The organism is Stenotrophomonas sp. SORGH_AS_0321 (assembly GCF_031453215.1).
GTDB lineage: Bacteria > Pseudomonadota > Gammaproteobacteria > Xanthomonadales > Xanthomonadaceae > Stenotrophomonas > Stenotrophomonas chelatiphaga.
Window position 1 is genome coordinate 2,220,210 of the sequence record NZ_JAVIZG010000001.1, and the last position, 23,391, is coordinate 2,243,600.

Here is a 23,391-nt window from a genome sequence, read left to right on the forward strand (position 1 = left end):
CAAGCTTGTGCCGACGGCAGTCCGACCGGCATCATAGCGGCTTCTTCCTACGGACGCGGCCATTCCCAGCCCGCCTCGGGCGATGGCCAAACGGAGCATCGCGCTTGAACGAGAATATCCTGTGGTTGCACGAACTGCGCTTGGCCGACCTGGCCCGCGTAGGTGGAAAAAATTCGTCGCTTGGCGAAATGATCGGCAACCTCGCCGGTCTCGGGGTGTCCGTGCCCGGAGGCTATGCCACGACCTCTGAAGCCTTCAAGGACTTCATTGCCCATAACGACCTGTCCAAGCGCATCTTCGACAAACTGGCCACGCTGGATGTCGAAGACGTCGCCGCGCTGACCGTTGCCGGCAAGGAGATCCGGGGCTGGGTCATCGATGCGCCGCTGCAGCCGCAGCTGGACCAGGACATCCGCACGGCCTACGCGCAGCTGAGCGCCGAAAACGGCGGAGGCGACATCGCCGTGGCGGTGCGTTCCTCGGCCACCGCCGAAGACCTGCCCGATGCGTCGTTCGCCGGCCAGCAGGAAACCTTCCTCAACGTGACCGGCGCCGACGATGTCGTGCTGAAGGTCAAGGAAGTGTTCGCCTCGCTGTACAACGATCGCGCCATCGCCTACCGCGTCCACCACGGCTTCAAGCACGAGGACGTGTTCCTGTCCGCCGGCGTGCAGCTGATGGTGCGTTCGGGCGTCGGCTCTTCCGGCGTGCTGTTCACCCTGGACACCGAATCCGGCTTCCGCGACGTGGTCTTCGTGACCTCCTCGTTCGGCCTCGGCGAGATGGTCGTGCAGGGTGCGGTCAACCCGGACGAGTTCTACGTCTACAAGCCCACCTTGAATGCCGGCAAGCCGGCGATCCTGCGCCGTTCGCTGGGCAGCAAGGCCATCCGCATGGTGTATTCGGACGTGCCCGGTGAGCGCGTGCGCATCGAAGACACCCCGGGCGACCTGCGCAGCACCTTCTCGATCAGCGATGAAGACGTGCAGGAACTGTCCAAGCAGGCACTGGTCATCGAAAAGCATTACGGCCGGCCGATGGATATCGAGTGGGCCAAGGACGGCGTCAGCGGCAAGCTGTTCATCGTGCAGGCCCGCCCGGAAACGGTGAAGTCGCGCAGCCACGCCACCCAGATCGAGCGCTTCGCGCTGAGCCAGAAGGACGGCAAGGTGCTGGCCGAAGGCCGCGCCGTGGGTGCCAAGATCGGCGCCGGTACCGCCCGCGTGGTCAAGACGCTGGACGACATGGCCCGCGTGCAGCCCGGCGACGTGCTGATCGCCGACATGACCGACCCCGATTGGGAACCGGTGATGAAGCGTGCTTCGGCCATCGTCACCAACCGCGGTGGCCGCACCTGCCACGCCGCGATCATCGCGCGCGAGCTGGGCGTGCCGGCCGTGGTCGGCTCGGGCAACGCGACCCAGCTGATCCAGGACGGCCAGCAGGTCACCGTCAGCTGCGCCGAAGGTGACACCGGCTTCATCTACGAAGGCATCCTCGACTTCGAACGCACCACCACCGATCTCGGCAACATGCCGCCGGCGCCGCTGAAGATTATGATGAACGTGGCCAACCCGGAACGTGCCTTCGACTTCGGCCAGCTGCCCAACGCCGGCATCGGCCTGGCGCGCCTGGAAATGATCATCGCCAGCCACATCGGCATCCACCCGAATGCGCTGCTGGAATATGACCGCCAGGACGCGGCGACCAGGAAGAAGATCGACGAGAAGATCGCCGGCTACAAGGATCCGGTGAGCTTCTACGTGGATCGCCTGGCCGAAGGCATCGCCACGCTGACCGCGTCGGTGGCCCCGAACCCGGTGATCGTGCGCCTGTCGGACTTCAAGTCCAACGAGTACGCCAACCTGATCGGCGGCACCAACTACGAACCGCACGAAGAAAACCCGATGATCGGCTTCCGCGGCGCCAGCCGTTATGTCGACCCGAGTTTCTCCGCTGCCTTCGCGCTGGAATGCAAGGCCGTGCTGCGCGTGCGCAACGAGATGGGCCTGGACAACCTGTGGGTCATGATTCCGTTCGTCCGCACGCTGGAAGAAGGCCGCAAGGTCGTCGAGGTGCTGGAACAGAATGGCCTGAAGCAGGGCGAGAACGGCCTGAAGATCATCATGATGTGCGAGGTGCCGTCCAACGCACTGCTCGCCGATGAGTTCCTTGATATCTTCGATGGCTTCTCGATCGGCTCCAACGACCTGACCCAGCTGACGCTGGGCCTGGATCGCGATTCGTCGATCGTCGCGCACCTGTTCGACGAACGGAACCCGGCGGTGAAGAAGCTGCTGTCGATGGCGATCAAGGCCGCACGCGCCAAGGGCAAGTATGTCGGCATCTGCGGGCAGGGTCCGTCGGACCACCCGGACCTGGCCGAGTGGCTGATGCAGGAAGGCATCGAATCGGTATCGCTCAACCCCGATACCGTGGTCGACACCTGGCTGCGCCTGGCCAAGCTGAAGCAGGCCGGCTGATGGTAGTGACGGCCGCTGGCCGTCACCCCCAGGCTGGTAGGTGACGGCCGTTGGTCGTCACGCTGTTCCCCCTTGCCGCTGCGCTCGCCGAGCACGGCTCGGCGCTACCAGCAGGCCTGGCGACGGTAGTGACGGCCGCTGGCCGTCACGCTTCTACAGGATCTTTACCGATCGCCGGGCATACTCCTGCCACACACAAGCCCCGCCTATGCGGGGCTTGTTGTTTCCAGCGCCTGCCCAGGAGACCGCATGTCCGCCGCTGCCCCCACGACCGCCCCCGCGCCCGCCCTGCCCGCTTCGTCCTGGTGGCACAGCCTCAACTGGGAACGCATCTTCGAAACCTACGGCCTGCCGCTGATCGCCGCCGTCGTGGTGCTGCTGGTCGGCATCTGGCTGGCGCGCCGCGTATCCAACGTGCTGCCACGCGCCACGGCGCGGATCGGCATGGACCCGATGCTCGGCAGCTTCATGCGCAACGTGGTGTATGCCGCTGCGCTGGTGATCGTCGCCGTGCTGGCCATCGCCACGCTGGGCGTGCCGATCTCCCCGCTGCTGGCGGTACTGGGTACCGCCGGCCTGGCGATCGGCCTGGCATTGAAGGATTCGCTGTCCAACATCGCCTCCGGGGTGATGCTGGTAACGCTGCGACCGTTCCGCGTGGGCGATGTGGTGACGGTGGCCGGGCAGACCGGCACCGTGCGTGACGTGCGCATCTTCCAGACCGTGATCACCGGCGCCGACAACCAGCACACCACCATCCCCAATACGCTGATCACCGCCGCGCCGATCATCAACCTCACCGCCGAGCCGACGCGCCGCGTGGAACTGGTCATCGGCATCGGCTACGAGGACGACATACAGCTGGCGCGCGATACCGCGCTGGCCATCATGAAGGCCGACAAGCGCGTGCTGGCCACGCCGGCGCCGGACGTGGTGGTCTACGAACTGGGGGCGCATTCGATCAACCTGGGCATCCGCTGCTACGTCAACGCCGCCGACCACTTCGGCACCAAGGTGACCCTGCTGGAGCAGCTGAAGCTGGGCTACGACAAGGCAGGCATCAACATCCCGTACCCGCAGCAGGACATGCACCTGTACCTGCACGGCAAGGACGGCAGCGTCACCAGCGCCGACGCCTTGGTGCGCGACCCGCGCTGACCCCGGTAGTGACGGCCGCTGGTCGTCACGCTCCTGCTCCTACGCTTCTACCGCTTCCAGCACCGGATAATCGATGAACCCCTCCGCCCCGCCACCAAAATACGTGGCGCGGTCCGGCTCATTCAACGCGGCGCCGGCCTGCAGGCGCTGCGGCAGGTCAGGATTGGCAATGAACGGCCGGCCGAAGCCGATCAGGTCCGCCCAGCCCTTTTCCAGCGCTTCTTCGGCGCGTGCCACCGTGTACTTCCCCGCATAGATCAACGTGCCGCGGTAGATGATCCGCAATGCCTCCTTGAAGGCCACCGGCATCACCGGAGCATCCTCCCAGTCGGCCTCGGCGATGTGCAGGTAGCCCACGCCCAGCTGGTCCAGTACGTGCGCGGCGGCCAGATACGTGGCCTGCGGCGTGTCATCCACTGCGCCCTGCAGCGTGGTCAGCGGCGCCAGCCGCACCCCGACCCGCTCGCCGCCGGCCACCTCCACCACCGCCGCCACCACTTCGCGCAGGAAGCGCAGGCGGTTGGCCAGCGTGCCACCGTAGCCATCGGTGCGCTGGTTGGCCTGCGAATCGATGAACTGGTTGATCAGATACCCGTTGGCCCCGTGCAGCTCCACCCCATCAAAGCCGGCGGCCAGCGCATTGCGGGTGGCCTGCGCATACTCGGCGACAATGCCCGGGATCTCTTCCTCCGATAGCGCCCGCGGCATCGAATGCTGGATCATCTCGCCCACCCCGGACTGCGGACCCGCACCGGTGGGATCGACGAACACCTTCACTCGCTCGGCCTGCAGCGCGGACGACGAGACCGGTGCGGCATTACCCGGCTGCAGGGCCACGTGGGAGACCCGTCCCACGTGCCACAGCTGGGCGAAGATGCGCCCGCCCGCGACATGCACCGCGTCCGTGACCGCGCGCCAGCCTTCGATCTGCGCGGGACTGTGGATACCCGGCGTCCATGCATACCCCTGGCCCTGCGGGCTGATCTGGGTGCCTTCGCTGACGATCAGCCCGGCCGAGGCGCGCTGGGCGTAGTACGTGGCCATGTCCGCGGTGGCCACGTTGCCTTCGGCGGCCCGCGAGCGGGTCATCGGCGGCATCACGATACGGTTGGCCAGCCGTAGCGGACCCAGGGAATACGGAGAGAACAGCATGGAAATTCCTTGCGCTATGAGCATGCAACAAGGATGGGGGCCGGCCACCACCGCTTACAGACCCGGCCGGGCAATACAGTTGTGCCTGTGGCGCAACGATCAGCGACGGCGACGCAGCAGCGCCGCTCCGTCAGCCCTGGGCGATACGCTGGTAACAGGCCTGCACCACGTCCTCGCCGTATTTGCGCTCCAGCCGGCGCACGATGAAATGACCGCGCGCCACGTCCTGGTAGTAGTCGGTGAACATGGTGTTCAACGCCGCACCGGTAGCCGCGCCGACGATCGGCACCGCCTGCGCGGCGAACTTCTCGGTGATCACCACGCCGAACCGCCCGGCCACTTTCTCCACCAGCTTGGCCAGCAGTTTGCCGGCCTCCTTCGGCGCCACGCCGAGGGTCAGGTTGCGGCCGGTCACCACCCGCCCGGCCAGCTCGGCCGACAGGTGCCGCACCACGTCGGCGGTGAAGCCGCGCGCGAGGTAATAGCCGGTTTCACTGGCATCATCGCTCTTGGCGTTGCCGCCCAGCGCGAACACTTCCAGGCAGGCCTGGCGGGTGGACATGTCGGCCAGGTCGAAGCCCTCGCTGCGGGCTACGTCGGCCACCGCGCGCATCATGATGGTGGTGGACACCGGCAGTTCGATCAGCAGCGCGGCGAAACCAAACGCACCTCCGACCGCACCGGAGGTGGCCGCCGCCAGCTTGTGCCAGCGCGTGGAGGCGGACTTGCCCGGCGTGTTGTCCATGCTCATCAACGCGCCCTGCACCGCCTTGTACAGCGCGGCCTGCACGGCGCCATGGATGCGGCTGGACACCGCGGTGGGCAGCCGGCTCACCGCGAACTCCAGCGGCGTGCCGACCAGGTTGGCCATGCGCGCGGTGATGGTCGGCGCCTCCAGCAGGCTTACGGCGCGTTGCAGGTCAGCCCAGTCCTGGGGCTGGTGGGCGATGTCACGGGGAAGCAGGATCGGCTCGTTCATCGCCTGATCTTAGCGCCGGGGAGTTGAACGGCCGGGTGACGACGACCGGGTAGTGACGGCCGCTGGCCGTCAGCTGTGTCATCGGCCGCTGGCCCGTTGACAGCCAGCGGCCGTCACTACCTTTCAGCCGGTCTTCTGACGGCCAGCGGCCGTCACTACCTTTCAGCCGGTCTTCTGACGGCCAGCGGCCGTCACTACCTTTCAGTCGGGCAGGCCAGCCAGGGTGCCCATGAACTGCCGGTAGTGCTTCAGTTCGTTGATCGAATCATGCACGTCGCTCAGCGCGGTGTGGTTGCTGTTCTTGCCCACTCCGGCAGCCACCATCGGGGCCCAGCGCTTGGCCAGCTCCTTGATGGTGGACACATCCAGGTTGCGGTAGTGGAAATACTTCTCCAGCCGCGGCATTTCACGATGCAGGAAACGGCGGTCCTGGCAGATCGAGTTGCCGCACATCGGCGACGCCCCCGCGCCGATCCATTCGGCCAGGAAGTTCACCGTGGCTGCTTCGGCCTGGCCCAGACTGACCTGGCTGTCGACCACGCGCTGCCACAGGCCCGAGCGACGGTGCTGGTTGCGGTTCCACTCATCCATCGCCTCCAGCCGCTCCACCGCGTGGTGGATGGCGAACTCCGGGCCTTCGGCAAGCACGTTGAGCTGGGCATCGGTGACCACCGTGGCGATTTCGATGATGGAATCGTTGTCGGTGTCCAACCCGGTCATTTCCAGGTCGATCCAGATCAGTCGGTCGTTGCCCGCGCCGGTGTCGGCCATCGTGTTTCCTCGCTGTGGGCGGGCCGCGGCCTCGCCATGAATGGATGCGGCAATGATACCGCGCCGTTCAGCCCTCGTCGGTGGCCGGCGCATCCAATGACAGCAGCGGGCGGCCGCGCTTGGCGCGGAAATAATTGGTCAGCCGGGTGCTCGCCTCGCGTGCCAGCACGCCGCCATGGATGTCCACCCGGTGGTTGTGGCGCGCGTCGCCGAGCAGGTCGAACACGCTGCCACAGGCCCCGGTCTTCGGGTCGGTGGCCGCATACACCAGCCGGGCCACGCGCGCGTGCACGATCGCCATCGCGCACATCGCACAGGGCTCCAGGGTGACGTACAGCGTGCTGCCCATCAGCCGGTGGTTCTGCAGCGCCCTGCCCGCCCGCCGCATCGCCACGATCTCGGCATGCGCGCTGGGGTCGTGCTCGGCGATGTTGAGGTTCCAGCCTTCGCCCAGCACCTCACCGTCCGCACTGACCAGCACCGCACCAACCGGGATCTCGTTGAACTCGCGCTGCGCGCGCTCGGCCAGCGCCAGTGCATGGCGCATCCAGTGTTCGTCGGCATCGTGGACCGGCAGCGCGTCAGGCATGCGGCACCGCCTTGGCCAGGAAGGCCTCGAACGCGGTCAACGTCGCTTCGCTGACATGGTGCTCGATGCCCTCGGCATCGCGCCGCGCCGAATCGGCATCCACGCCGAGCGCCAGCAGGAAGCGCTCCACGGTCTGGTGGCGGGCGCGTACATCGCGCGCCAGCTGTTCGCCGGCCGGGGTCAGGAACACGCCGCGGTACGGGCGCTGGATCGCCCAGCCTTCCTTGACCAGCCGCTTGAGCGCCTTGGCGACCGTCGGCTGCGCCACCCCGAGGCGGCTGGCGATGTCCACCTGGCGCGCCTCGCGACCGTCGGCGATCAGGTCGGCGATCAGCTCCACGTAGTCCTCCACCAGCTCGGACCGGCGCGCCTCACGCACCTGCGCGAAGCCCTCCATGTGGACCTGGGTAGCGGGCAGGACGGACTTCGGGCGGGTGCTGTCTGGCATGCGGGTATTGTACGCGGGCGCCGGAAACCATCGGTAGCGCCGAGCCATGCTCGGCGAGCGCAGCGGAGGGCATCCACCACGACGGCCAGCGGCCGTCACTACGGGGGCAGGCGGCCGTCATTGCCTCGCCGCTCCGGCACGGCCGGATGGGGTTCAACGCTTGTCCAGCAGGTACAGGAACTCGGTTACATGGGTGTCCCGGGCACCCAGGTTCCGGCTGCCGCGGAAGGTGTTGTAGCGCGTGTCCATCACGCTCAGCGCGCCCATCGCCTCAAGCCCGGCAACGAAGCGTTCGTGGCTGATGAAGCCTTCGGAGTTGTACGAGATCAGCACGAAACGGGCGCGCACCTGCGCCACCGCATCGAACAGTGCGGCCTCGGCCAGCCGGGCCTTGTTGTAGTCCGAACGGTTCCAGTCGCTGGGAATGCCCGACACCCGGCTGACCTGCGACGGCCGCTGGTAATCGCACAGCAGGTTCAACATGAAGTAATTCGAACCATACGGATGCTCGTTGTAGGGCGGATCGAAGTACGCCACGTCCACCACGTCCAGTTCACGCACCAGTGCATTGGCATCGCGACGGTGCAGCTGCACATCACAGGCGAAGCGACTGAACACCGGCGCCTGCACCTCGATCGGGCGCAGGATGCGCGACAGCGCGTTGCGCGCGGTACCGCCGAACTGGCCGACGCCTTCGCGGTTCTTGTGGAAGCCTTTGAATACGCCCGAAGTGTTGGTATACATCGACGCCTGCGCCAGCACCGGCGCCAGCAGGAACGGCCGCAGGTCGACCGGCGTATCCACCAGCACCTGGCAGAAGGTATCCAGGAACATCGCGTTGCGCCGCGTATAGAACACCCGCTCACCGGGCTGGATGTCATCGTCGTCCAGCGGCGCATACAGTTCACACAGGAAGCCCGGCGCCAGTTCGCGCTGCACCCGCCGTGCAACGTGGGCCAGCGCTTCCTCCAGCGCCCGCGCATCCACGTCCGCCACGTTGGCCTGGTAACAGCGGTTGCCGACCTCGCTGTAGCGCTCCAGGTCATTGCAGTGCAGAAGCGCGGCATGCCGGCGGGCCAGCCGAGCGACCACGCCGGAGCCGGAAAACAGGTCCAGGAAATCGATCCGCGTCTTGCCCAGGCACTGCTTGGCATGGGCGATGCCGGCCTCCACGAACGGCAGCAGGGCGCGCTTGTTGCCGATATAGGTGATCAGCTGGCTGCGCAGGTAAGCCGCGTGCTCGGCAGGCACGGAGTCAGTGGAATCTTCCCGCGGATTCAATCGGTTCCCCTGATCACATGATGGCATTCGAAATTCCCCGCCATGGTAGCGCCGAGCCGCGCTCGGCGGGTATGCAGTGCGGTCAATCACGCCTGGGATCAGGCGTTTGCGCCGAGCGTTGCGCGGCGCCACCGATGTGATCCCGTTACCCGAGCGCCAACGTTTTGACGCAAACGAAACGTCGAACTGGTAAAAAGGAGGTCTATTCGTCACGAATCGAGCACATGTCGCCAAGGAACGGAGACAACACCGCGGCCCACGCACACCGGTTCGAGCCCCAGGCTCCCGCACGCGTGCCCTGCCCTGCGCCCGTCTGCGGCGTGCTCGGCCGCTTGCGTGGCCCGGCATGACGGCACCGACTTCCCCCCTTTCCACCCGCAGCCAGGAGGCCCTCCGTGCGCCGAACGTTTCTGCCGTGCGCTGCCCTGCTCCTCCTCACCGCCTGCCATCCGGAGAACGCCATGAACCAGGAAATCACCACCGCCGAACAGGACGTCGAGAACGGCGGCCGGGGCCTGGCCAAGCTCAATCCCAGCCCGCGCCAGGCGTTCGAGCTGGTGCTGAGCATCGCCGATGCCCCCGGTGCATTCGCCGTGGTGGAAGGCGTGGCGCAGTACGACGTGACCAATGAGCAGGAGTGCGGCCGCATCATTCCCGCCACCGGCATGGCCGCGCGCATCACCAGCCAGGAGCCGGTGCAGCTGAAGAAGGTGTCCGACACCGAGTACCGCGGCACGGTCTACCTGGACCGCATGCTGGATGAGGATTACTACGGCCGCGGTGTCTGCACGTGGTCCTTCAGTGGGGCCGGCGCGATGTTGAAAGCCACCGGGGCCGACGGCGAAACCCGCTTCACCTCGTTCATCCAGGCCGATCAGTTCATCGCCGGCAAGGCGCTCACCCGGCATTACCCGGATCGCGACTACCCGCGCGTGGAGTCGGTACCGGACTTCGGCCAGGCCGGCCACGAAGACCCGACCCGGTTCCGCCCGGAACTGCAGGATGCGCTGTTCACCGCGACCCTGACCGCCCATGAGGTGCGCTGATGCCGCTCACCCACCGCGACTACGCTGCGCTTTCCGCCGATGCATATGAAGACCACAAGGTCGGCCGCCACGCGCCTGGCCAGGAAGAAGTGGTTGCACTCAACGGGCACAACTACAAGGTGCTGGAGCACGTAAACAACCGCGTCAACGGCTACCAGGGCACGATCTACCAACGCGAGGATACCGGCGAGATCATCGTCTCCCACCGCGGCACCGAAGAGATCGCGCAGGATGCGGTGCTTGCCGATGGCGGGATGGTGCTGGCGCGCTACAACCTGCAGGCGGGCGACGCCATCGCGCTGACCCAGCGTGCGGTCGCCTTGTCCAAGCACATCGGCGAGAACGAAGGCCGGGCCCCGGAAGTCACTGTCACAGGGCATTCGCTGGGCGGCGCGCTGGCCCAGGTCACCGCCCACCACTTCGACCTGAAAGGCGAAACCTTCAACGCCTACGGCGCGGCCAGCCTTGGCCTGCGCATTCCCGAAGGTGGCAAGAGCGTGCTCAACCACGCCATGGCCTCGGATCCGGTCAGCGCGGCTTCTGGCCATTACGGCGAGGTCCGCCTGTACGCCAGGCCCGATGAGATACGCACACTGGGCAACGCCGGCTTCAGCAACAAGTGGTACAACGGCGTGATTCCGGATTCGGCGCTGGTCGCCGCCGCCGGCTCGCTGGGCGCGCACAAGCTCGGCAATTTCGCTGATGCCGGCTCGGTGCTGGACGACCCTGCCACGCAGGCGCTGGCCAGGCAGAACGCGCGGATGATCGACGAATACCGCGACAAGATGGAACTGCTGCGCGGGGCCGTCACCACCGGTGCGCGCGGCGTGCCGGGCGTGACCGTGGATCTCTACGACCGCATCCGCGGCCCGCTGGATCCGGGTGAGCCGGCCCGCAAGGCCACAGAAGACGCGCACAGGCGCGATGGCGCCATGCGCATGGACAGCCCCGGCCACCCCGGCAACCTGCTGTTCCAGGACGCACTGCGCGGCGTGGAAGCACAGGACCTGCGCGTGGGCCGCACGCCGGACCAGCACAGCGGCCAGCTGGCCGGCAGCCTGGCCGCTGAAATGCATGCCAACGGCGGCACCCGCATCGACAGCGTGCTGATGAGCAGCGATGCCTCGCGCACCTTCGGCGTGCAGGGCCAGGCCAACGATCCGGCGCACCTGCGGGTTTCGGTGGCGACCGCCGAGGCGATGCAGATTCCCTTGGAACAGAGCAGCGAACGCGTGCAGCAGGCAGCCACCCAGCGCATGGGCCAGGAACAAGAGCTTCAGCTGGCCCAGCAGCAGAATGCAACGCGGCAGATGCATGCTTGATTGCACGCCACTGCCATCTGGCGGATCAGCCAAGCGGCGTTTCATGCGCATGCGGATCCTGCCCAGCCTCCTCCTTGTGCTGCTCGCCGCCTGCCACTCCGGCACCTCGGTGGAGCAGCAGAACACCGCTGCAGGACAGAAGGCCCAACAGGGCGACCGCGGGCTAGCCACGCTGAATCCCGCCCCCCGCCAGGCGTACGCATTCGTGGTGACGATCAACGATGCGCCGGGCCCGTTTTCGGTGGTGGAAGGTAGCGCCCAGTACGACGTCATCAACGAACAGGAATGCGGACGCATCCTGCCGTCGACGGGACGCGCCGGGCGCATCACGAGCCAGGAACCGGTCGCGCTGGAAAAGATCTCCGACACCGAGTACCGCGGCACGGTCCATCTGGACCGCATGCTCGATGCAGACTATTACGATCGCGGCGTCTGCCGGTGGAAGTTCAGCGGGGCAGGCGCGATGCTGAAGGCGACTGGTGGCGTGGGCGAGACCCGCTTCCTCTCCTTCATCGCCGCCGACCGCTTCATCTCGGGTGGTACCGAAACGCGGTATTACGCTGACATGGGCTATCCGCGCGAGTCGCTGGATGACTACGCCGACTACGGTGAGAATGCCGCGGCCGAGTTCAAGCCGGAACTGCGCGGATCGTTGTTCTCAGCCACCCTGATGGGTAAGGAAGCGCGCCCATGAGTGCCGCCCGATGACCCTGATTGCTTCCCTCTTCCCCCCACCATCCAGGAGGCCCCCAGTGCGCCGATCACTTCTACCGTGCGCTGTGTTGCTGCTTCTAACTGCTTGCCATTCGGAGACCGCCATGAACCAGGAAATCACTGCCGCAGAACAGGACGTCGAACAGGGCGGCCGCGGCTTGGCCAAGCTCAACCCGGCCCCGCGCCAGGCATACGAATTTGTATTGAAGATCAACGATGCGCCGGGCCCGTTCACCGTGGTCAAAGGCACCGCCCAGTACGACGTCATCAACGAACAGGAATGCGGGCGCATCGTGCCGGCTACCGGCCGCGCGGGCCGCATCACCAGCCAGGAACCGGTAGAGCTGAAGAAGATCTCAGATACGGAGTACCAGGGAACGGTCTATCTGGACCGCATGCTCGATGAGGACTACTACGATCGCGGCGTCTGCCAGTGGAAGTTCAGCGGGGCCGGCGCCACGTTGAAGGCGACCGGTGCCGATGGTGAAACCCGCTTCGTGTCCTTCATCGAGGCCGACCGTTTCGTCAAAGGCGAGACCGAGATCCAGCACTACGCCGACCTCGGTTATCCTCGCGATGCGATGGACAACTACGCCGACTATGGCAAGGACACACCGGAGGGCTTCAAGCCCGAGCTGCGTGACGCACTGTTCTCGGTGACCCTTGCCGGTAAAGAGGCCCAGCCATGAGCCTGCGCAGCCAGGATTACGCCGCACTCGCCGATGATGCCTACAAGGATCGCGCTGTCGGCCGCTGGGCTCCCGATGAAGCGCAGGTTGTCCCGATCGGTGACCACAGCTACCGCATCCTGGAACACGTCAACAACAAGAACGGCTACCAGGGTTTCATCTACCAACGGGTGGACACCAACGAGATCGTGGTCGCCCACCGTGGAACCGAGCAGCCACTGCACGATGTGGTCACTGACCTGGGCATGGTCGTGGCCCGTACCAACCTGCAGGCGGACGATGCGATCGCGCTGACCGCGCGCGCCAATGAGTTCGCGCAGCGCGAGGAAACCCGCAGCGGACAGCGTCTGGATGTCACCGTCACCGGCCATTCGCTGGGCGGCTCGCTCGCACAGATTTCCGCGCACCACCATGGCCTGAAGGGCGAAACCTTCAATGCCTACGGCGCAGCCAGTCTGGGCTACCGCATCCGCGAAGGCGGCGACGCGATGGTCAACCATGTGATGTCGGCCGATCCGGTCAGCGCGGCGTCCGGCCACTACGGCCAGGTGAAGGTCTACGCGAACGAAACCGAGATCAAGAACCTGTACGGATCCGGCTTCCGCAACGGCGCGGTAGCTGGCTTCCTGATGCCCGATTCGGCGCTGCTGGCTGCCGGTCGGTCGCTGGATTCGCACAAGATGCACAACTTCCTGGGCGAGGGCTCTGTACTGAACAATCCCGCCTCGCAGACGCTGGCCAAGCAGAACGACGGCATGATCAGCGAGTACCGCGACAAGCTGGAATTCCTGCGCGGCGGCCTGACCACTGCGACCCGCGGTGGGATCGGCAACGCGGAGGACATCATCAACCGCATCCGCGGCCCGCTGGAGCCGGGCGAGCCTGCGCGCAAGGCGGCGGAAGAAGAAGCGCACAAGCGCGACGGCGCGATGCGCATGGATCAGCCTGGCCACCCCGGCAACCTGCTGTTCCAGGACGCGCTGCGCGGCGTGGAAGCACAGGACCTGCGCGTGGGCCGCACACCGGACCAGCACAGCGGCCAGCTCGCCGGCAGCCTGGCGGCGGAAATGCATGCCAACGGCGGCACCCGCATCGACAATGTGCTGATGAGCAGCGATGCGTCGCGCACGTTCGGCGTGCAGGGTGAAGTCAACGATCCGGCGCACCTGCGGGTGTCGGTGGCGACCACCGAGGCAATGAACACGTCACTGGATCAGTCCAGCGAGCGCGTGGCTTCACAGCAGGCCGCGCAGCAGGTGGCCTCGCAGGATCGTGACATCCAGATCGAGCAGAGCCAGGCGGCTGCGCGCAGCATGAATGCCTGAGCCGTTCCCGGGCGCCCTGGTTGGGCAGGGCCTACTGTACGCCTACGTGGCTTGCTCAAGCCGATCTCACGCGCTGGTTTCGGCGTGGGATCGGGTCAAGACCAGGCCAGATGGACGCTCTGAGCGTCCACTGGGGAAGAGGTTGAACGAACAGGCTCAGCGCTCAGGGAAACTGCAGGCCTCATAGCTCGCTGTACACCGGTCCCGGCAGCATCGATGCACAGCTGACGGGTTGATGCGCAGCCAGCAGTCAGATCGGCTCAATCTCAGGCAGGCTGCATGCACTGTACGCCACCTTGCAGCCATTACCTGCACGGTTCTCGCAATAACTCTGTGCTTTCTTCAATGCCAGCTCTGGCGTAGCGCCTTCGCCCAGGCCGCCGAGCGCCGTGGCATCGCCGCCATCCGGCACGACCCACGCCACGCATTGGTTGCTGTACTCGGCCATCACCTTGCAGTCCGTTGCGCCATTGCGTCGACATTTCGCCATCGCTTCGCTGAGCGCGTCGCTTTTCGTCAGACGGCCAGCGGCGGCACCCGCATCAGACGTGGCTGCGGAGGCCACGATCGCCCCCCATCGCGTGCCCCAACGTGATGTCGGCGCGGCTGGCTGCGGAGCAGCGCGTTGCTGGCTCGCTGCAGCCCCCGGGATGGGGGCGCAGCCTCCTACGCCTTGGCCGCCCACAGGATATTGACCGGGCGGGCAGCGGCCCTCTGCGAATGCGGGAAAAGCAGGAAGCCAGGAGCAGACGATAACTGCTGACAGCAAGAGTAACGCGCATGAAGAGTTGTGCACGCGGTTGACCAAGGGTGGCGGTGCACTCAACAGATGCCGACCCGCATGCGTTGACTCGCGTGCCGGCGAGGATGGACTTGACGCCCAGCCGTTGCTTATCGCGTCCACTGGGGGAGACTGCACGCGCTGTAAGCGAGCACGCATGAACCACCGGGGGCGTATTTGCACTTCGAAGTTGCATTGTCCACCGCAGCCTGCTCGGACAATCCAGCTGAAATGCCTGTTTTCGCCCCTGGCGCGTCTGCAGATGGAACGACCCACGCAGCGCACTGATTTCGGTAGGTAAGGAGTATCCGACAGTCTTTCAGACCGTTCCGGGAACATTTTTCGATGGCGACACGCTTGGCATCACCTTCAGTCAACTGGTCGACCACGACGCCGGCATCAGGAGTCGAGTCAGACAGCGCCATTGCGCCCCAGCGGTCCTCGTAACGACCCGGATCAATCGGCGGCGGCGCGGGCTGCGCCCCCTGGTTGCCGCTGTAGCCTGGAATCGGTGCGCAGCCTCCTACGCCTTGGCCGCCTACAGGGTACTGGCCCGGAGGGCAGCGCCCTTCGGCGTAGGCACCCGCGCTGCCCAGTGAGAAGAAGAATGCGATGAAAAGCATCCCAGCCAGCGCCACCATGGAGAACATCGTGCCGATTCCACTGGCGTACCTTTTGGAATGCGTTATGGACAATGACAGGACTATCAGCGACCAAGCCAACGCCGGCTCAGCAGTTGGCCAACAGCAACGTCTTACCGTAGCCCAAACACCACTTCTGGCTAGAAGCGCTTGAAGATCGGCTCACTGCAGTTGGTATGTACAACGGTGCACGTGGGCGCACCTCCCTCCCTACACCTCTGGGTTGCAAGCTCCAGCGCACGCTCGACCGTCGCGGCAGTCGCAATTCCACCTTGGAAGGAAGATCCTACAGGTGGATCGACAAGCGCAACGCAACCGTTCTTGTAGGTTATGTCTTCTTTACAGTCGGTAGCTCCCTTGCGGGCACAAACGGTCATCGCTTCACCCAGCGCCTCGGACTTTCGCCTCTTGCCGGTGCTGACGCCGGTGGATCCTGTCGATGCAGAACTCGCAATTGCGCCCCACGTCGTGATCCATTTTCCATCGGGACGAGGCGCCATGGGTGCTGAGTTTGATGGGATTGGCGCACAGCCCTGCACGCCTTGGCCCCCTATCGGATACTGCCCAGGCGGGCACCCACCCTCGGCTGCAGCATCGCCAGAAAAGGCCCACATGCCTGAGATAGAAAAGAGTGCTGCGGCTATTCGTCCAAGCATCAGGAATTACCCCTCACGTTCCATAGCACTGCATCAATAATCACGTGCGTTGCCGCGCTGGCCTGCACCCACCACCGTGGCTGCCTGCGATCCACTGCCGGCAACGTCTCTATGCAAATTAGCCGGCGTCGAACCACCCGATCCTTCGCCGCTACCAGGAGCACTCGGCGTATACGTCCCCGGCGGCCTTCCATCCGCACTCGGGGCAGCGCCGGCACCACCGCTTATCTGCGAATATGCCATGAAGTTGCCCAGCGTACCCTGGAAGAAGAACGCCGCCATTGGGGGCGCGGTCAGGATCAAGGTCGTTAGGATAAGCCCCATGCCACCCTGCTGCATGGCCTGACTGGTCACGCCATCGGCGAGTGCGCCATCAAGTAGGAATTTGTCGGCCAATGCCGTTATCCAGAAGGTACCTGCGACACGGATCACCATGTCCAGCGCGATCGACACCATCGCCGCCAGAACCGCCATGGAGAACATCGTGCCGATTCCGTACAGCAGCCACTTCTGGAACAGCGCCTTGGTCTGGTCGAACAGCAGACACAAAATGAAGATCGGACCGAGACCGATGAACAGCGCCATCGCCACTTGGTAAAGCAGCAGCATGGAACCGGCGGTAATGGCAGGCCCACCCGTACCCAGGCCGATGAACCACAGGGCGCGCGACTTTTCCTGCACCATGCTGGGATCACCCATCACGTTGATCGCATCGATGCTCGACAACGCCACCTGCATCCAAGCCAGTGCCTCGTCGATCTGTTCTTCCGGCGAGCCCTTTCCGGTCACCAGGAAGGAGATACGCTCCTTGAGATCGGTGGTCAGGAATTCATTCAACTCACGTCCGAACATGCCCATCGTCGTCGCCACACTGACGATCAGCGCCGCACGGGCCATGTTGGTGACCAGTTCCATCATCGAATCGCGACTGCGTCCGGTCGCGATGCGGAAACCCTGGACCAGCACCCAGATGGTCATGATCGTCAGGGCGATCCCACCCACCCAGGCCATCGTATTGCCGAGCAGTTCGATGCCGAACTCGGTGATCCGCTCTTCCAGAAAATCCAGAATAAGCCGGAAGAAGACGAAGTCACCGATGGATTGGACACGACCGACCGAATGCAGCAACTGCTGCAGACCATCGGAAAATTCAAAGTTGGACATGGACCTGAACATCATTCCTGCATTCCTTGGAGTTCCCACAGGGGAGTGGCTGGCGCTGCAATCAATCGAGCGCGCCAGCAGTTCCTTTACTTGATTTCCAACGCGGTCTTCAATGCGGCGGTCTTGACCAGGTCGCGGATCATCCCGGTGGTGGGGTCACCCTTCAACGCGGTCTTGGCCACGACCATCTGGTTGGCCTCCATCACCTGGATATACGCATCGTAAGCCGCCATGCGGCTTTCGAACTCCTGGGTTTTCACCGCAATATCGTTCGCCGTACGCAGCGAGTCACTGTCCACCGCACTGATGTTGCCCAGCAGCGCACTCGCCTGCCGCACCGTGGTGATCGCATCCAACGCGTCCTGCATCACCGGCAACGTCTCGCCAATGAAGCGTACCGACTCGTTGTACTTGCGATTCTGCATCGTGCGGATGTTGACGCAGATCTGCTCCTGCTGCGCCTTCCAATCACCAGTAGGCTGGAACACGAATTTTTCAAACACCGTGCCCACGCTCAGCCCACCGCCGGTGCCGCAGGTTTCAGGCACCAGGTAATTGTCCGGCACGATGGTCAGCGTCGCGCCTGAGGGCAGCCCGAAACTGTTGATCTGCGCCATTGCCCTGACCCGCAGCTCATTCCAGCGCTGGGCGGTCTTGGCGTACTCGGCTGCTGCCGCGACGCGCGCGCCAGCGGTTTCGACACGGTTCCACAGGTTTTCGACGAAGTTGGTCGGATCCTTGACGATCCATTGCGCGGACGCCGGTGCGCAGACGCCCAGACCGATGGCGCCGGCCAACGCGGAGCGCAGCAGTACCGCGCGCGACCTGGAACCGGGGGTTTTTCGGCTCGTCGGATTCATGGTGTCCTCCTGAGTGCGATTGTTCTTCATGTCAGGCTGCCTGTTCTCGGCTGGAAGAGGCCGGTTTGCCCGAACCTTTCCGACGCTTGTAGAAATCTTCCAGCCACTGTTCCGGAGTGAGATCCGCCTCGCTGACCTTCTCACGCAGGGCCGCGTCATGCAGCACATGGTGCATGACATCGATGTTGTCGGTGGATGCGGAGATGACCGACAGGATGTCGTCCATCCCGCGCAGGTTCAGCTGGCACACATTGGAGGCGTGGCCCTGCTTGACCAGGAAGCAGCGCGAGCGCTCATCCAAGGCGGTGACGACCTTGAACTCGGCTTCGGTCAGCTTGAGGCCTTCGATGTAGTCTTCGCGGCTGGCGTTCGGATTGGGCAGCAGGATCAGCGTAGCGGTCTGTTCGATCAGCGCCGCGGCGATGTCACTGTTCAGTGCATCTTCCGGGCTCTGGGTCGCGAAGATGCCCATGCCGTTCTGCTTACGGATGGTCTTCTGCTTGTTCTTGGCAAACTCTTTCAGGCCGCCGCTGCCATCGAGGATCTTCCAGAACTCGTCCATCACGTAGATCAAGCGGCGACCATCGATCAGCGATTCCAGACGGTGCAGCAGGTACTGGATCACCGGCACGCGCACTTCCGGGTTGTCGATCACTTCGGTGTAATCGAAGCCGATGATGTTGGCCCTCTGCAGGTCGATGGTATCGACCGGGTTGTCGAACACCCAGCCCAGCGAGTTGCCGGACGTCCAGCGCCGCATCCGTGCGTACAGACCGTCATCGCCCATGTTGGGCAGGCTCTTCTGGAAGTTGGTCATGCTGCGCAGGTGCATCGGCGTGTCCAGCATGCTTTCCACTGCGCGGAAGATGTCTTCCTCTTCGCGGGCGCTGTACTGCGTCTTGCCGGCCAGGATCTTGACCAGATCGGCCAGGAACTGCACGTTGGATTCATTGCGCTCGCATTGGAACGGATTGAACCCGGTCGGGCGGCCGTTCTCCAATGCCAGGTAGTTGCCGCCGCAGGCACGCACGAAGATCTCCGCGCCACGGTCCTTGTCGAATAAGAAGATGGTCGGCGCCGGATCGTACTTCTGGACCTGGCTGAGCAGGAAGTTGATCAGCGCGGTCTTGCCGGTACCGGACTTGCCGATGACCATGGTATTGGCGATGGCCTTCTCACCCAGCGAATTCTCGGCCGGATGGGTGGCGTGGAAATTGAAGTAGTAGGGCTGCCCGTTGGTGGTCTGCAGCGTGGTCACGCAGTCGCCCCAGGGGTTGTTGTGCTGCTTGCCGGTGGCAAAGTTGTGCAGCGGCGACAGGCCGAGGAAGTTCAACGAACTCAGGTTTGCCAGCCGTGTGCGGTAGCGCCAGTTGGCCGGAATCTGCGAGTAGAACGAGGACGTCACCGCCAGGTCTTCCTTGGCCGAGACGAAGCCGGCATTGGACAGCTCCGCGCGCGTGGCGGACACGTTGGCGGCCAGCTTGGCCTGGCTGTCGGCATACACCGCGATGATGTAGTGGTACTCGCCCAGCACGAAGTTGCCCGAGGACAACTGGTCCATCGCATAATCCAGCTCGACGATCTGGCTGACCGCCTTGTCACCGGAGGAGATCATCATGCCCTTGGTGCGATCAAGGATCTTCAATGCATCCTGGCGGCCCATGGGGCTGAAGGAATGGGTGATGACGTACTCGAAGTCCAGGTACTTAAGGCCGTTCAGCACGCCCGGCCACGTCCCTTCGGCGAACTCCTTGATGTTCAGGATGGCACCGAAGTGGTTGACGCCGTTCGGCGTATTGATCACGAAATCGCCGGATTTCGGCGAGAACATGTGCCGGCTGACCGGCAGGTAATCGGCAACCGGGGCAGCGAGCACCGGCACCGGCTCGTCGATGCGATTGAGCAGGTAGCCGAAGAATTCCAGCGTCTCGGAGAACACCACGCCGTTGGCTGCCTCGTACATTCCCAAGCGATACGGAGCGTAATCGCGGATCACCGCCTCCACGTTGCCGGCCAGCTCCAGCAGCTTCTCGACCGCCTGCTCCTGTTCGGCCTGCAGCCGCTCCACATTGCCGGACTTTTCCACGAAGCGCTTACCGGCCACTACCGGCCGGTAAATCATGGTCAGGTAGAGCTCGTTCTGCATGATGCGCTGGCCCGACAGCATGTCCATGTAGACATCGGACACGTCCTGGTTGAAGCGCTCCTTGAACGTGCTGCGCGATTTCAACGTACGCCGGCGCCGGATATCGTGTACCCAGAACGCCACGTTGACGAAGTCCGGCGCGCGCAGCGACTGCAGCAGGCGATTGAAGGTGTTGTGCTTGTGCTCAAGCTCCCACTCTTCACGGCCAACAAACGGCAGCCCTTCCAGGTGCCAGGTCAGCAGATAGTCGCCGCCGGTGGTCTTCACCACTGCCGGTGCAACGTGCGAGGACAAGGGAATGAACTCGCTGATCGACGTATCGGGACTGAACATGCAACGCTCCTGGATCACTGTGCAAACCGTACTGCGGATGAGACTCTTCAGCGCTTTTTCTTGGGCCGACGGTAGTCATCCGGCGGTGGGGTCTTGCGGTAGGCATTGGGGCTGAACACCCACATTCCGTCATGGTCCTGCAGGTTCCGCGCACGGAACTTGAACTGCAGGCGCAATCCCATCAGACGGAAGATCATCTCGTCACGCTTTGCCATCTGCCGCATGATGAAAACCGCCACTGGAATCGCGAGCAGAACCCACAGATTCCAGTACATGGACAGCAGCAACAGGCCGCCGGCGACCATGAAGAACGGCACATACGGCACGCCGAGGAACATCGCCGGCCGTGTGCATCCGCGGAAGACGACGTTCTTATGCATAGAACAGGCTGGAAGCCTGCACCAGCGCAGCGGTGCATTCGGTGGCGCCGTCACCCAGCAGCATCTTGGCGATCTGGCTGGCTGCACCGATCAGCAGGCCACCGATCAGGATCGGCGACACGTCGGAAATGCGCTTGTGGGCGAAAGCGATCTGGTAACCAGCGAAGATCACCGCGATGGTGACGACGGCGATCGAAGCCATGTTGAGCAGGCCGCTGATGCTGTCGAAGAAGCCACAGACCTTCTTGTCGGTCTCTGCGAAGCCTGCCTGGGCGAACACCTCAGGTACGAACAGGGCGCCAACGAAGGCGGTAGCCAGGGCGAGGGTCTTGGCGGTGCGCTTGGCGTTGGCGAGATCAATCTGGGTCTTCATCGGTTGCTTTCCTTTCCTGAGCTGGAGGGTCACTGCGTTGACGGGGCGCGGGGGCGCCCCGGTAAAACTTCAGAACACGAATGCGTCGTCCACAGGCGGCCCTTGGGGAACCTGGGGCTGATGGGGGGGCGGCACGTTACCCGACGCGGGCGCGCTGCGCTGGCCCCAAGGCTGCAGCAGCACCGGTGCCTGCTGTCCTTGCGGACCTGCTACTGCCGGCGTGACCTGCTGCGGGGGTTCTGCATACTGGCCCACCGGCTGCTGTTGGGCGGGCGGAACGGCGCGGTCGACCAGGCCCATCACCGCGCGCGACAAGGCGTTGTCCGCCGTGTTCAACAGGCTCCCGCGGACCATTTCATTGGTATTGGGATAAACCACATAAGCACGGGCAGGATCATCGGGCTGTGCCACCACCACCGGCGCCTGGCCGCTGGAAATACGATTGTTCAGTCGCGTCACCCGCTCGGGCAGTGGCTGGCGCGTGGCCGCGGCAGGGCGCGGTCCCTGGCGGTCGATCACGCGGATGGGCTGCACGCCACCGCCAACCGCAGCCACCATCTGGCTGCGCTTGATCGAATTGAACACCTTGTCCACGTAGCCATGCCGGAACCCGGTGGTGAAGTTGCCCGAGTAGTAGCAACTGAAGGACTTGCCCCAGTCGCCGCCCGAACGCGAGTGGCATTCGGCCAGGATGCGCGAGGCCGCCTGCAGGTTCGGGCAGGTCTCGAATGCTTTTTCGTAGCTGTTGAGCCCGTATTTGGCCAGGTTGTAGCGGTTCACCTGGCCCAGCCCCAGCGAGAAGTTGTAGCCGTTCTGTTCCAGCATGCGGGCAGTTGCCACGGCCTCGTCCAGCCGCTGTGGCTGGCGCGCCAGTGCGCCGCCCACCACGCCGATGGCGTACGGATTGCGCGACGATTCCACCTGCACCACGTGCTTCATCACGTCCATGGAGACGGCCATTTCCGGGCAGGCCAGTGCCTCGAGTCCAGGCAGCATCAGCGCGCCCTCCCCTTGCCAGTGTTGATCCGTGCCTCGGTGTGCATGCCCATGGTCAATGCTCCTGTCCCTGGGTGCGGCCGGGATTGAAATCGATGCCGGTGATGTAGCGCGAGCCTGCATGCGCCTTCACGTGCACCACGATGTCGATGGTCATCTGCAGCAGGCGCTTGATCACCGCGAACTCCAGGCCGGAGCCCTCGGCAGATGCCTTCACCATCAGCGCCAGCTGGTCCCAGGTCTGCTCCGGGCTGCCGGCGTGGCAACTGGTGATCGAACCGGGATGGCCGGAGGCACAGTTGCGGATGAAGTAGAACGCTTCATCACCGCGCAGCTCGGCCAGGATGATGCGGTCCGGCTTCATGCGCAGGCACGCTTCCATGCAGGTCTTTGCGGTGACGTTGCTGCTGCTCTGCCCGCCCTTGGAGTACAGCAGGTGCACCACGTTGGGCTGGGTGATGAACAGCTCGCGCGCATCCTCGATGGTCACCAGCCGCTCGTCGGCAGGAATGTGATTGACCAGCGACTTCATGAAGGTGGTCTTGCCGCTGCCGGTGGCACCGGACACCACGATGTTCTTGCGGTACTGCACCGCGCGCTTGAAGAACTCGGCGTAGTCCCGCGAATGGCGCAGCGCGAGCAGCTCCTGGTCCTGCGTGTTGAGGCCGGCTTCCTGTTCCAGGATCTGGTCGAAGAAGCCATCCTGCTGGTATTGCGCCAGCGTGCGCGTGTGCTTGGACGGCAGGCGGATCGTGATGGAAACCTTGCCGCCATCGCAGGCCGGCGGTATCACGAACTGCGCGCGCGGCCCGCTGGGGAAGGTCAACGAGACCATCGGGTCGGCATCGGTGATGCGCTGCCCGGTGTTGCTCTCGTTGACCACCGCCGTGCAGAACTGGCGGGCACGCTCGAAGGTCAAGGTCGGCACCTCTACGCGCTCCCAGCCACTGCGGGTTTCCAGGTACAGCTCGCCCGGACGGTTGATGCAGATTTCCGTCACGTCCTGCGACTCCATGAACCCGGCAATGCCCAGCACTTCGTACTGGTACTGCAGGAATTCACTGGAGACCAGTGCGATGGGGGAAGTTTCTGCGTCCACGGTCC

23 protein-coding genes are annotated in these 23,391 nt (G+C 64.4%); 7 read left to right on the plus strand and 16 right to left on the minus strand.

Annotation, left to right across the window (positions count from 1 at the left end; genetic code table 11):
- The first annotated feature begins 104 nt into the window (after positions 1 to 104).
- Both ppsA and QE373_RS09705 read left to right on the plus strand, forming a co-directional pair.
- Positions 105 to 2,483: a phosphoenolpyruvate synthase gene (ppsA, locus tag QE373_RS09700; protein ID WP_309685873.1), complete on the plus strand. Its 2,379-nt coding sequence runs from the start codon at positions 105 to 107 to the stop codon at positions 2,481 to 2,483.
- A 249-nt stretch (positions 2,484 to 2,732) separates the two neighbouring features.
- A complete protein-coding gene (locus QE373_RS09705; RefSeq protein ID WP_309685875.1) occupies positions 2,733 to 3,641 on the plus strand; it encodes a mechanosensitive ion channel domain-containing protein in 909 nt (302 codons plus the stop codon).
- A gap of 39 nt (positions 3,642 to 3,680) precedes the next feature.
- On the opposite strand, the gene QE373_RS09710 is transcribed toward QE373_RS09705, so the two are convergent.
- From QE373_RS09710 to QE373_RS09735, 6 genes are all read right to left on the minus strand, one after another.
- Positions 3,681 to 4,793 (minus strand): alkene reductase, encoded by a 1,113-nt coding sequence (locus QE373_RS09710; RefSeq protein ID WP_309685877.1) that lies wholly within the window; start codon positions 4,791 to 4,793, stop codon positions 3,681 to 3,683.
- 130 nt (positions 4,794 to 4,923) lie between these two features.
- Positions 4,924 to 5,772, minus strand: coding sequence for an EcsC family protein (locus QE373_RS09715; RefSeq protein WP_057687441.1), 849 nt, complete (start codon positions 5,770 to 5,772; stop codon positions 4,924 to 4,926).
- 201 nt (positions 5,773 to 5,973) lie between these two features.
- On the minus strand, positions 5,974 to 6,543 hold the full coding sequence (gene orn, locus QE373_RS09720; protein WP_309685881.1) for an oligoribonuclease: 570 nt from the start codon (positions 6,541 to 6,543) through the stop codon (positions 5,974 to 5,976).
- Between the two features lie 67 nt (positions 6,544 to 6,610).
- Positions 6,611 to 7,132, minus strand: coding sequence for a tRNA adenosine(34) deaminase TadA (gene tadA / locus QE373_RS09725; RefSeq protein ID WP_309685883.1), 522 nt, complete (start codon positions 7,130 to 7,132; stop codon positions 6,611 to 6,613).
- Positions 7,125 to 7,580, minus strand: a complete 456-nt coding sequence (gene mntR / locus QE373_RS09730) for a manganese-binding transcriptional regulator MntR (RefSeq protein WP_309685885.1) — start codon at positions 7,578 to 7,580, stop codon at positions 7,125 to 7,127. The genes tadA and mntR overlap by 8 nt, the downstream gene beginning before the upstream one ends.
- Positions 7,581 to 7,733: 153 nt before the next feature.
- Positions 7,734 to 8,831: a DNA adenine methylase gene (locus QE373_RS09735; protein ID WP_309685887.1), complete on the minus strand. Its 1,098-nt coding sequence runs from the start codon at positions 8,829 to 8,831 to the stop codon at positions 7,734 to 7,736.
- 425 nt (positions 8,832 to 9,256) lie between these two features.
- Between QE373_RS09735 and QE373_RS09740 the strand changes: the two genes are divergently transcribed.
- The 5 genes from QE373_RS09740 to QE373_RS09760 are packed head-to-tail and all read left to right on the plus strand — an operon-like array spanning position 9,257 to position 13,957.
- Positions 9,257 to 9,907, plus strand: a complete 651-nt coding sequence (locus tag QE373_RS09740) for a hypothetical protein (RefSeq protein WP_309685889.1) — start codon at positions 9,257 to 9,259, stop codon at positions 9,905 to 9,907.
- On the plus strand, positions 9,907 to 11,229 hold the full coding sequence (locus tag QE373_RS09745; RefSeq protein WP_309685891.1) for an XVIPCD domain-containing protein: 1,323 nt from the start codon (positions 9,907 to 9,909) through the stop codon (positions 11,227 to 11,229). Before QE373_RS09740 ends, QE373_RS09745 begins: the two co-directional genes overlap by 1 nt.
- A gap of 43 nt (positions 11,230 to 11,272) precedes the next feature.
- On the plus strand, positions 11,273 to 11,923 hold the full coding sequence (locus QE373_RS09750) for a hypothetical protein (RefSeq protein ID WP_309685893.1): 651 nt from the start codon (positions 11,273 to 11,275) through the stop codon (positions 11,921 to 11,923).
- 58 nt (positions 11,924 to 11,981) lie between these two features.
- The gene (locus QE373_RS09755; RefSeq protein WP_309689690.1) at positions 11,982 to 12,632 is read left to right on the plus strand and encodes a hypothetical protein; all 651 of its coding nucleotides are present in this window, start codon (positions 11,982 to 11,984) and stop codon (positions 12,630 to 12,632) included.
- On the plus strand, positions 12,629 to 13,957 hold the full coding sequence (locus QE373_RS09760) for an XVIPCD domain-containing protein (protein ID WP_309685895.1): 1,329 nt from the start codon (positions 12,629 to 12,631) through the stop codon (positions 13,955 to 13,957). Before QE373_RS09755 ends, QE373_RS09760 begins: the two co-directional genes overlap by 4 nt.
- A 250-nt stretch (positions 13,958 to 14,207) precedes the next feature.
- Here QE373_RS09760 and QE373_RS09765 read toward each other — a convergent pair whose 3' ends face one another.
- The 10 genes from QE373_RS09765 to virB11 all read right to left on the minus strand — a co-directional run bounded on the left by QE373_RS09765 (position 14,208) and on the right by virB11 (position 23,386).
- Positions 14,208 to 14,522: a DUF4189 domain-containing protein gene (locus tag QE373_RS09765; protein ID WP_309685896.1), complete on the minus strand. Its 315-nt coding sequence runs from the start codon at positions 14,520 to 14,522 to the stop codon at positions 14,208 to 14,210.
- 326 nt (positions 14,523 to 14,848) lie between these two features.
- Positions 14,849 to 15,388 (minus strand): DUF4189 domain-containing protein, encoded by a 540-nt coding sequence (locus QE373_RS09770; protein WP_309685898.1) that lies wholly within the window; start codon positions 15,386 to 15,388, stop codon positions 14,849 to 14,851.
- Between the two features lie 131 nt (positions 15,389 to 15,519).
- The gene (locus QE373_RS09775; protein WP_309685900.1) at positions 15,520 to 16,035 is read right to left on the minus strand and encodes a DUF4189 domain-containing protein; all 516 of its coding nucleotides are present in this window, start codon (positions 16,033 to 16,035) and stop codon (positions 15,520 to 15,522) included.
- Positions 16,036 to 16,068: 33 nt separating this feature from the next.
- The gene (locus tag QE373_RS09780) at positions 16,069 to 17,214 is read right to left on the minus strand and encodes a type IV secretion system protein (RefSeq protein WP_123700626.1); all 1,146 of its coding nucleotides are present in this window, start codon (positions 17,212 to 17,214) and stop codon (positions 16,069 to 16,071) included.
- Positions 17,215 to 17,285: 71 nt separating this feature from the next.
- Positions 17,286 to 18,059, minus strand: a complete 774-nt coding sequence (locus QE373_RS09785) for a hypothetical protein (protein WP_309685902.1) — start codon at positions 18,057 to 18,059, stop codon at positions 17,286 to 17,288.
- Positions 18,060 to 18,090: 31 nt separating this feature from the next.
- Complete coding sequence (locus QE373_RS09790; RefSeq protein WP_309685904.1) at positions 18,091 to 20,538, minus strand: VirB4 family type IV secretion/conjugal transfer ATPase; 2,448 nt, start codon at positions 20,536 to 20,538, stop codon at positions 18,091 to 18,093.
- Positions 20,539 to 20,585: 47 nt separating this feature from the next.
- A complete protein-coding gene (locus QE373_RS09795) occupies positions 20,586 to 20,918 on the minus strand; it encodes a VirB3 family type IV secretion system protein (RefSeq protein WP_057687453.1) in 333 nt (110 codons plus the stop codon).
- On the minus strand, positions 20,911 to 21,291 hold the full coding sequence (locus QE373_RS09800; protein WP_057687454.1) for a TrbC/VirB2 family protein: 381 nt from the start codon (positions 21,289 to 21,291) through the stop codon (positions 20,911 to 20,913). Before QE373_RS09800 ends, QE373_RS09795 begins: the two co-directional genes overlap by 8 nt.
- A 69-nt stretch (positions 21,292 to 21,360) precedes the next feature.
- Positions 21,361 to 22,287 carry a lytic transglycosylase domain-containing protein gene (locus QE373_RS09805; protein WP_309685907.1) on the minus strand — a complete coding sequence of 309 codons (927 nt, stop codon included), beginning with the start codon at positions 22,285 to 22,287 and terminating at the stop codon, positions 21,361 to 21,363.
- A gap of 55 nt (positions 22,288 to 22,342) precedes the next feature.
- A complete protein-coding gene (gene virB11 / locus QE373_RS09810) occupies positions 22,343 to 23,386 on the minus strand; it encodes a P-type DNA transfer ATPase VirB11 (protein WP_057687456.1) in 1,044 nt (347 codons plus the stop codon).
- Positions 23,387 to 23,391 lie beyond the last annotated feature (5 nt).

Coding starts and splice junctions, on each gene's coding strand:
- QE373_RS09710 (WP_309685877.1), bottom strand. CDS start 4,793: ATGCTGTTCTCTCCGTATTCCCTGGGTCCGCTACGGCTGGCCAACCGT.
- mntR (WP_309685885.1), bottom strand. CDS start 7,580: ATGCCAGACAGCACCCGCCCGAAGTCCGTCCTGCCCGCTACCCAGGTC.
- QE373_RS09805 (WP_309685907.1), bottom strand. CDS start 22,287: ATGCTGCCTGGACTCGAGGCACTGGCCTGCCCGGAAATGGCCGTCTCC.
- QE373_RS09715 (WP_057687441.1), bottom strand. CDS start 5,772: ATGAACGAGCCGATCCTGCTTCCCCGTGACATCGCCCACCAGCCCCAG.
- QE373_RS09795 (WP_057687453.1), bottom strand. CDS start 20,918: ATGCATAAGAACGTCGTCTTCCGCGGATGCACACGGCCGGCGATGTTC.
- QE373_RS09760 (WP_309685895.1), top strand. CDS start 12,629: ATGAGCCTGCGCAGCCAGGATTACGCCGCACTCGCCGATGATGCCTAC.
- QE373_RS09790 (WP_309685904.1), bottom strand. CDS start 20,538: ATGTTCAGTCCCGATACGTCGATCAGCGAGTTCATTCCCTTGTCCTCG.
- QE373_RS09745 (WP_309685891.1), top strand. CDS start 9,907: ATGCCGCTCACCCACCGCGACTACGCTGCGCTTTCCGCCGATGCATAT.
- QE373_RS09800 (WP_057687454.1), bottom strand. CDS start 21,291: ATGAAGACCCAGATTGATCTCGCCAACGCCAAGCGCACCGCCAAGACC.
- QE373_RS09785 (WP_309685902.1), bottom strand. CDS start 18,059: ATGAATCCGACGAGCCGAAAAACCCCCGGTTCCAGGTCGCGCGCGGTA.
- QE373_RS09775 (WP_309685900.1), bottom strand. CDS start 16,035: ATGCTTGGACGAATAGCCGCAGCACTCTTTTCTATCTCAGGCATGTGG.
- orn (WP_309685881.1), bottom strand. CDS start 6,543: ATGGCCGACACCGGCGCGGGCAACGACCGACTGATCTGGATCGACCTG.
- tadA (WP_309685883.1), bottom strand. CDS start 7,132: ATGCCTGACGCGCTGCCGGTCCACGATGCCGACGAACACTGGATGCGC.
- QE373_RS09770 (WP_309685898.1), bottom strand. CDS start 15,388: ATGTTCTCCATGGTGGCGCTGGCTGGGATGCTTTTCATCGCATTCTTC.
- QE373_RS09750 (WP_309685893.1), top strand. CDS start 11,273: ATGCGCATGCGGATCCTGCCCAGCCTCCTCCTTGTGCTGCTCGCCGCC.
- QE373_RS09705 (WP_309685875.1), top strand. CDS start 2,733: ATGTCCGCCGCTGCCCCCACGACCGCCCCCGCGCCCGCCCTGCCCGCT.
- QE373_RS09780 (WP_123700626.1), bottom strand. CDS start 17,214: ATGATGTTCAGGTCCATGTCCAACTTTGAATTTTCCGATGGTCTGCAG.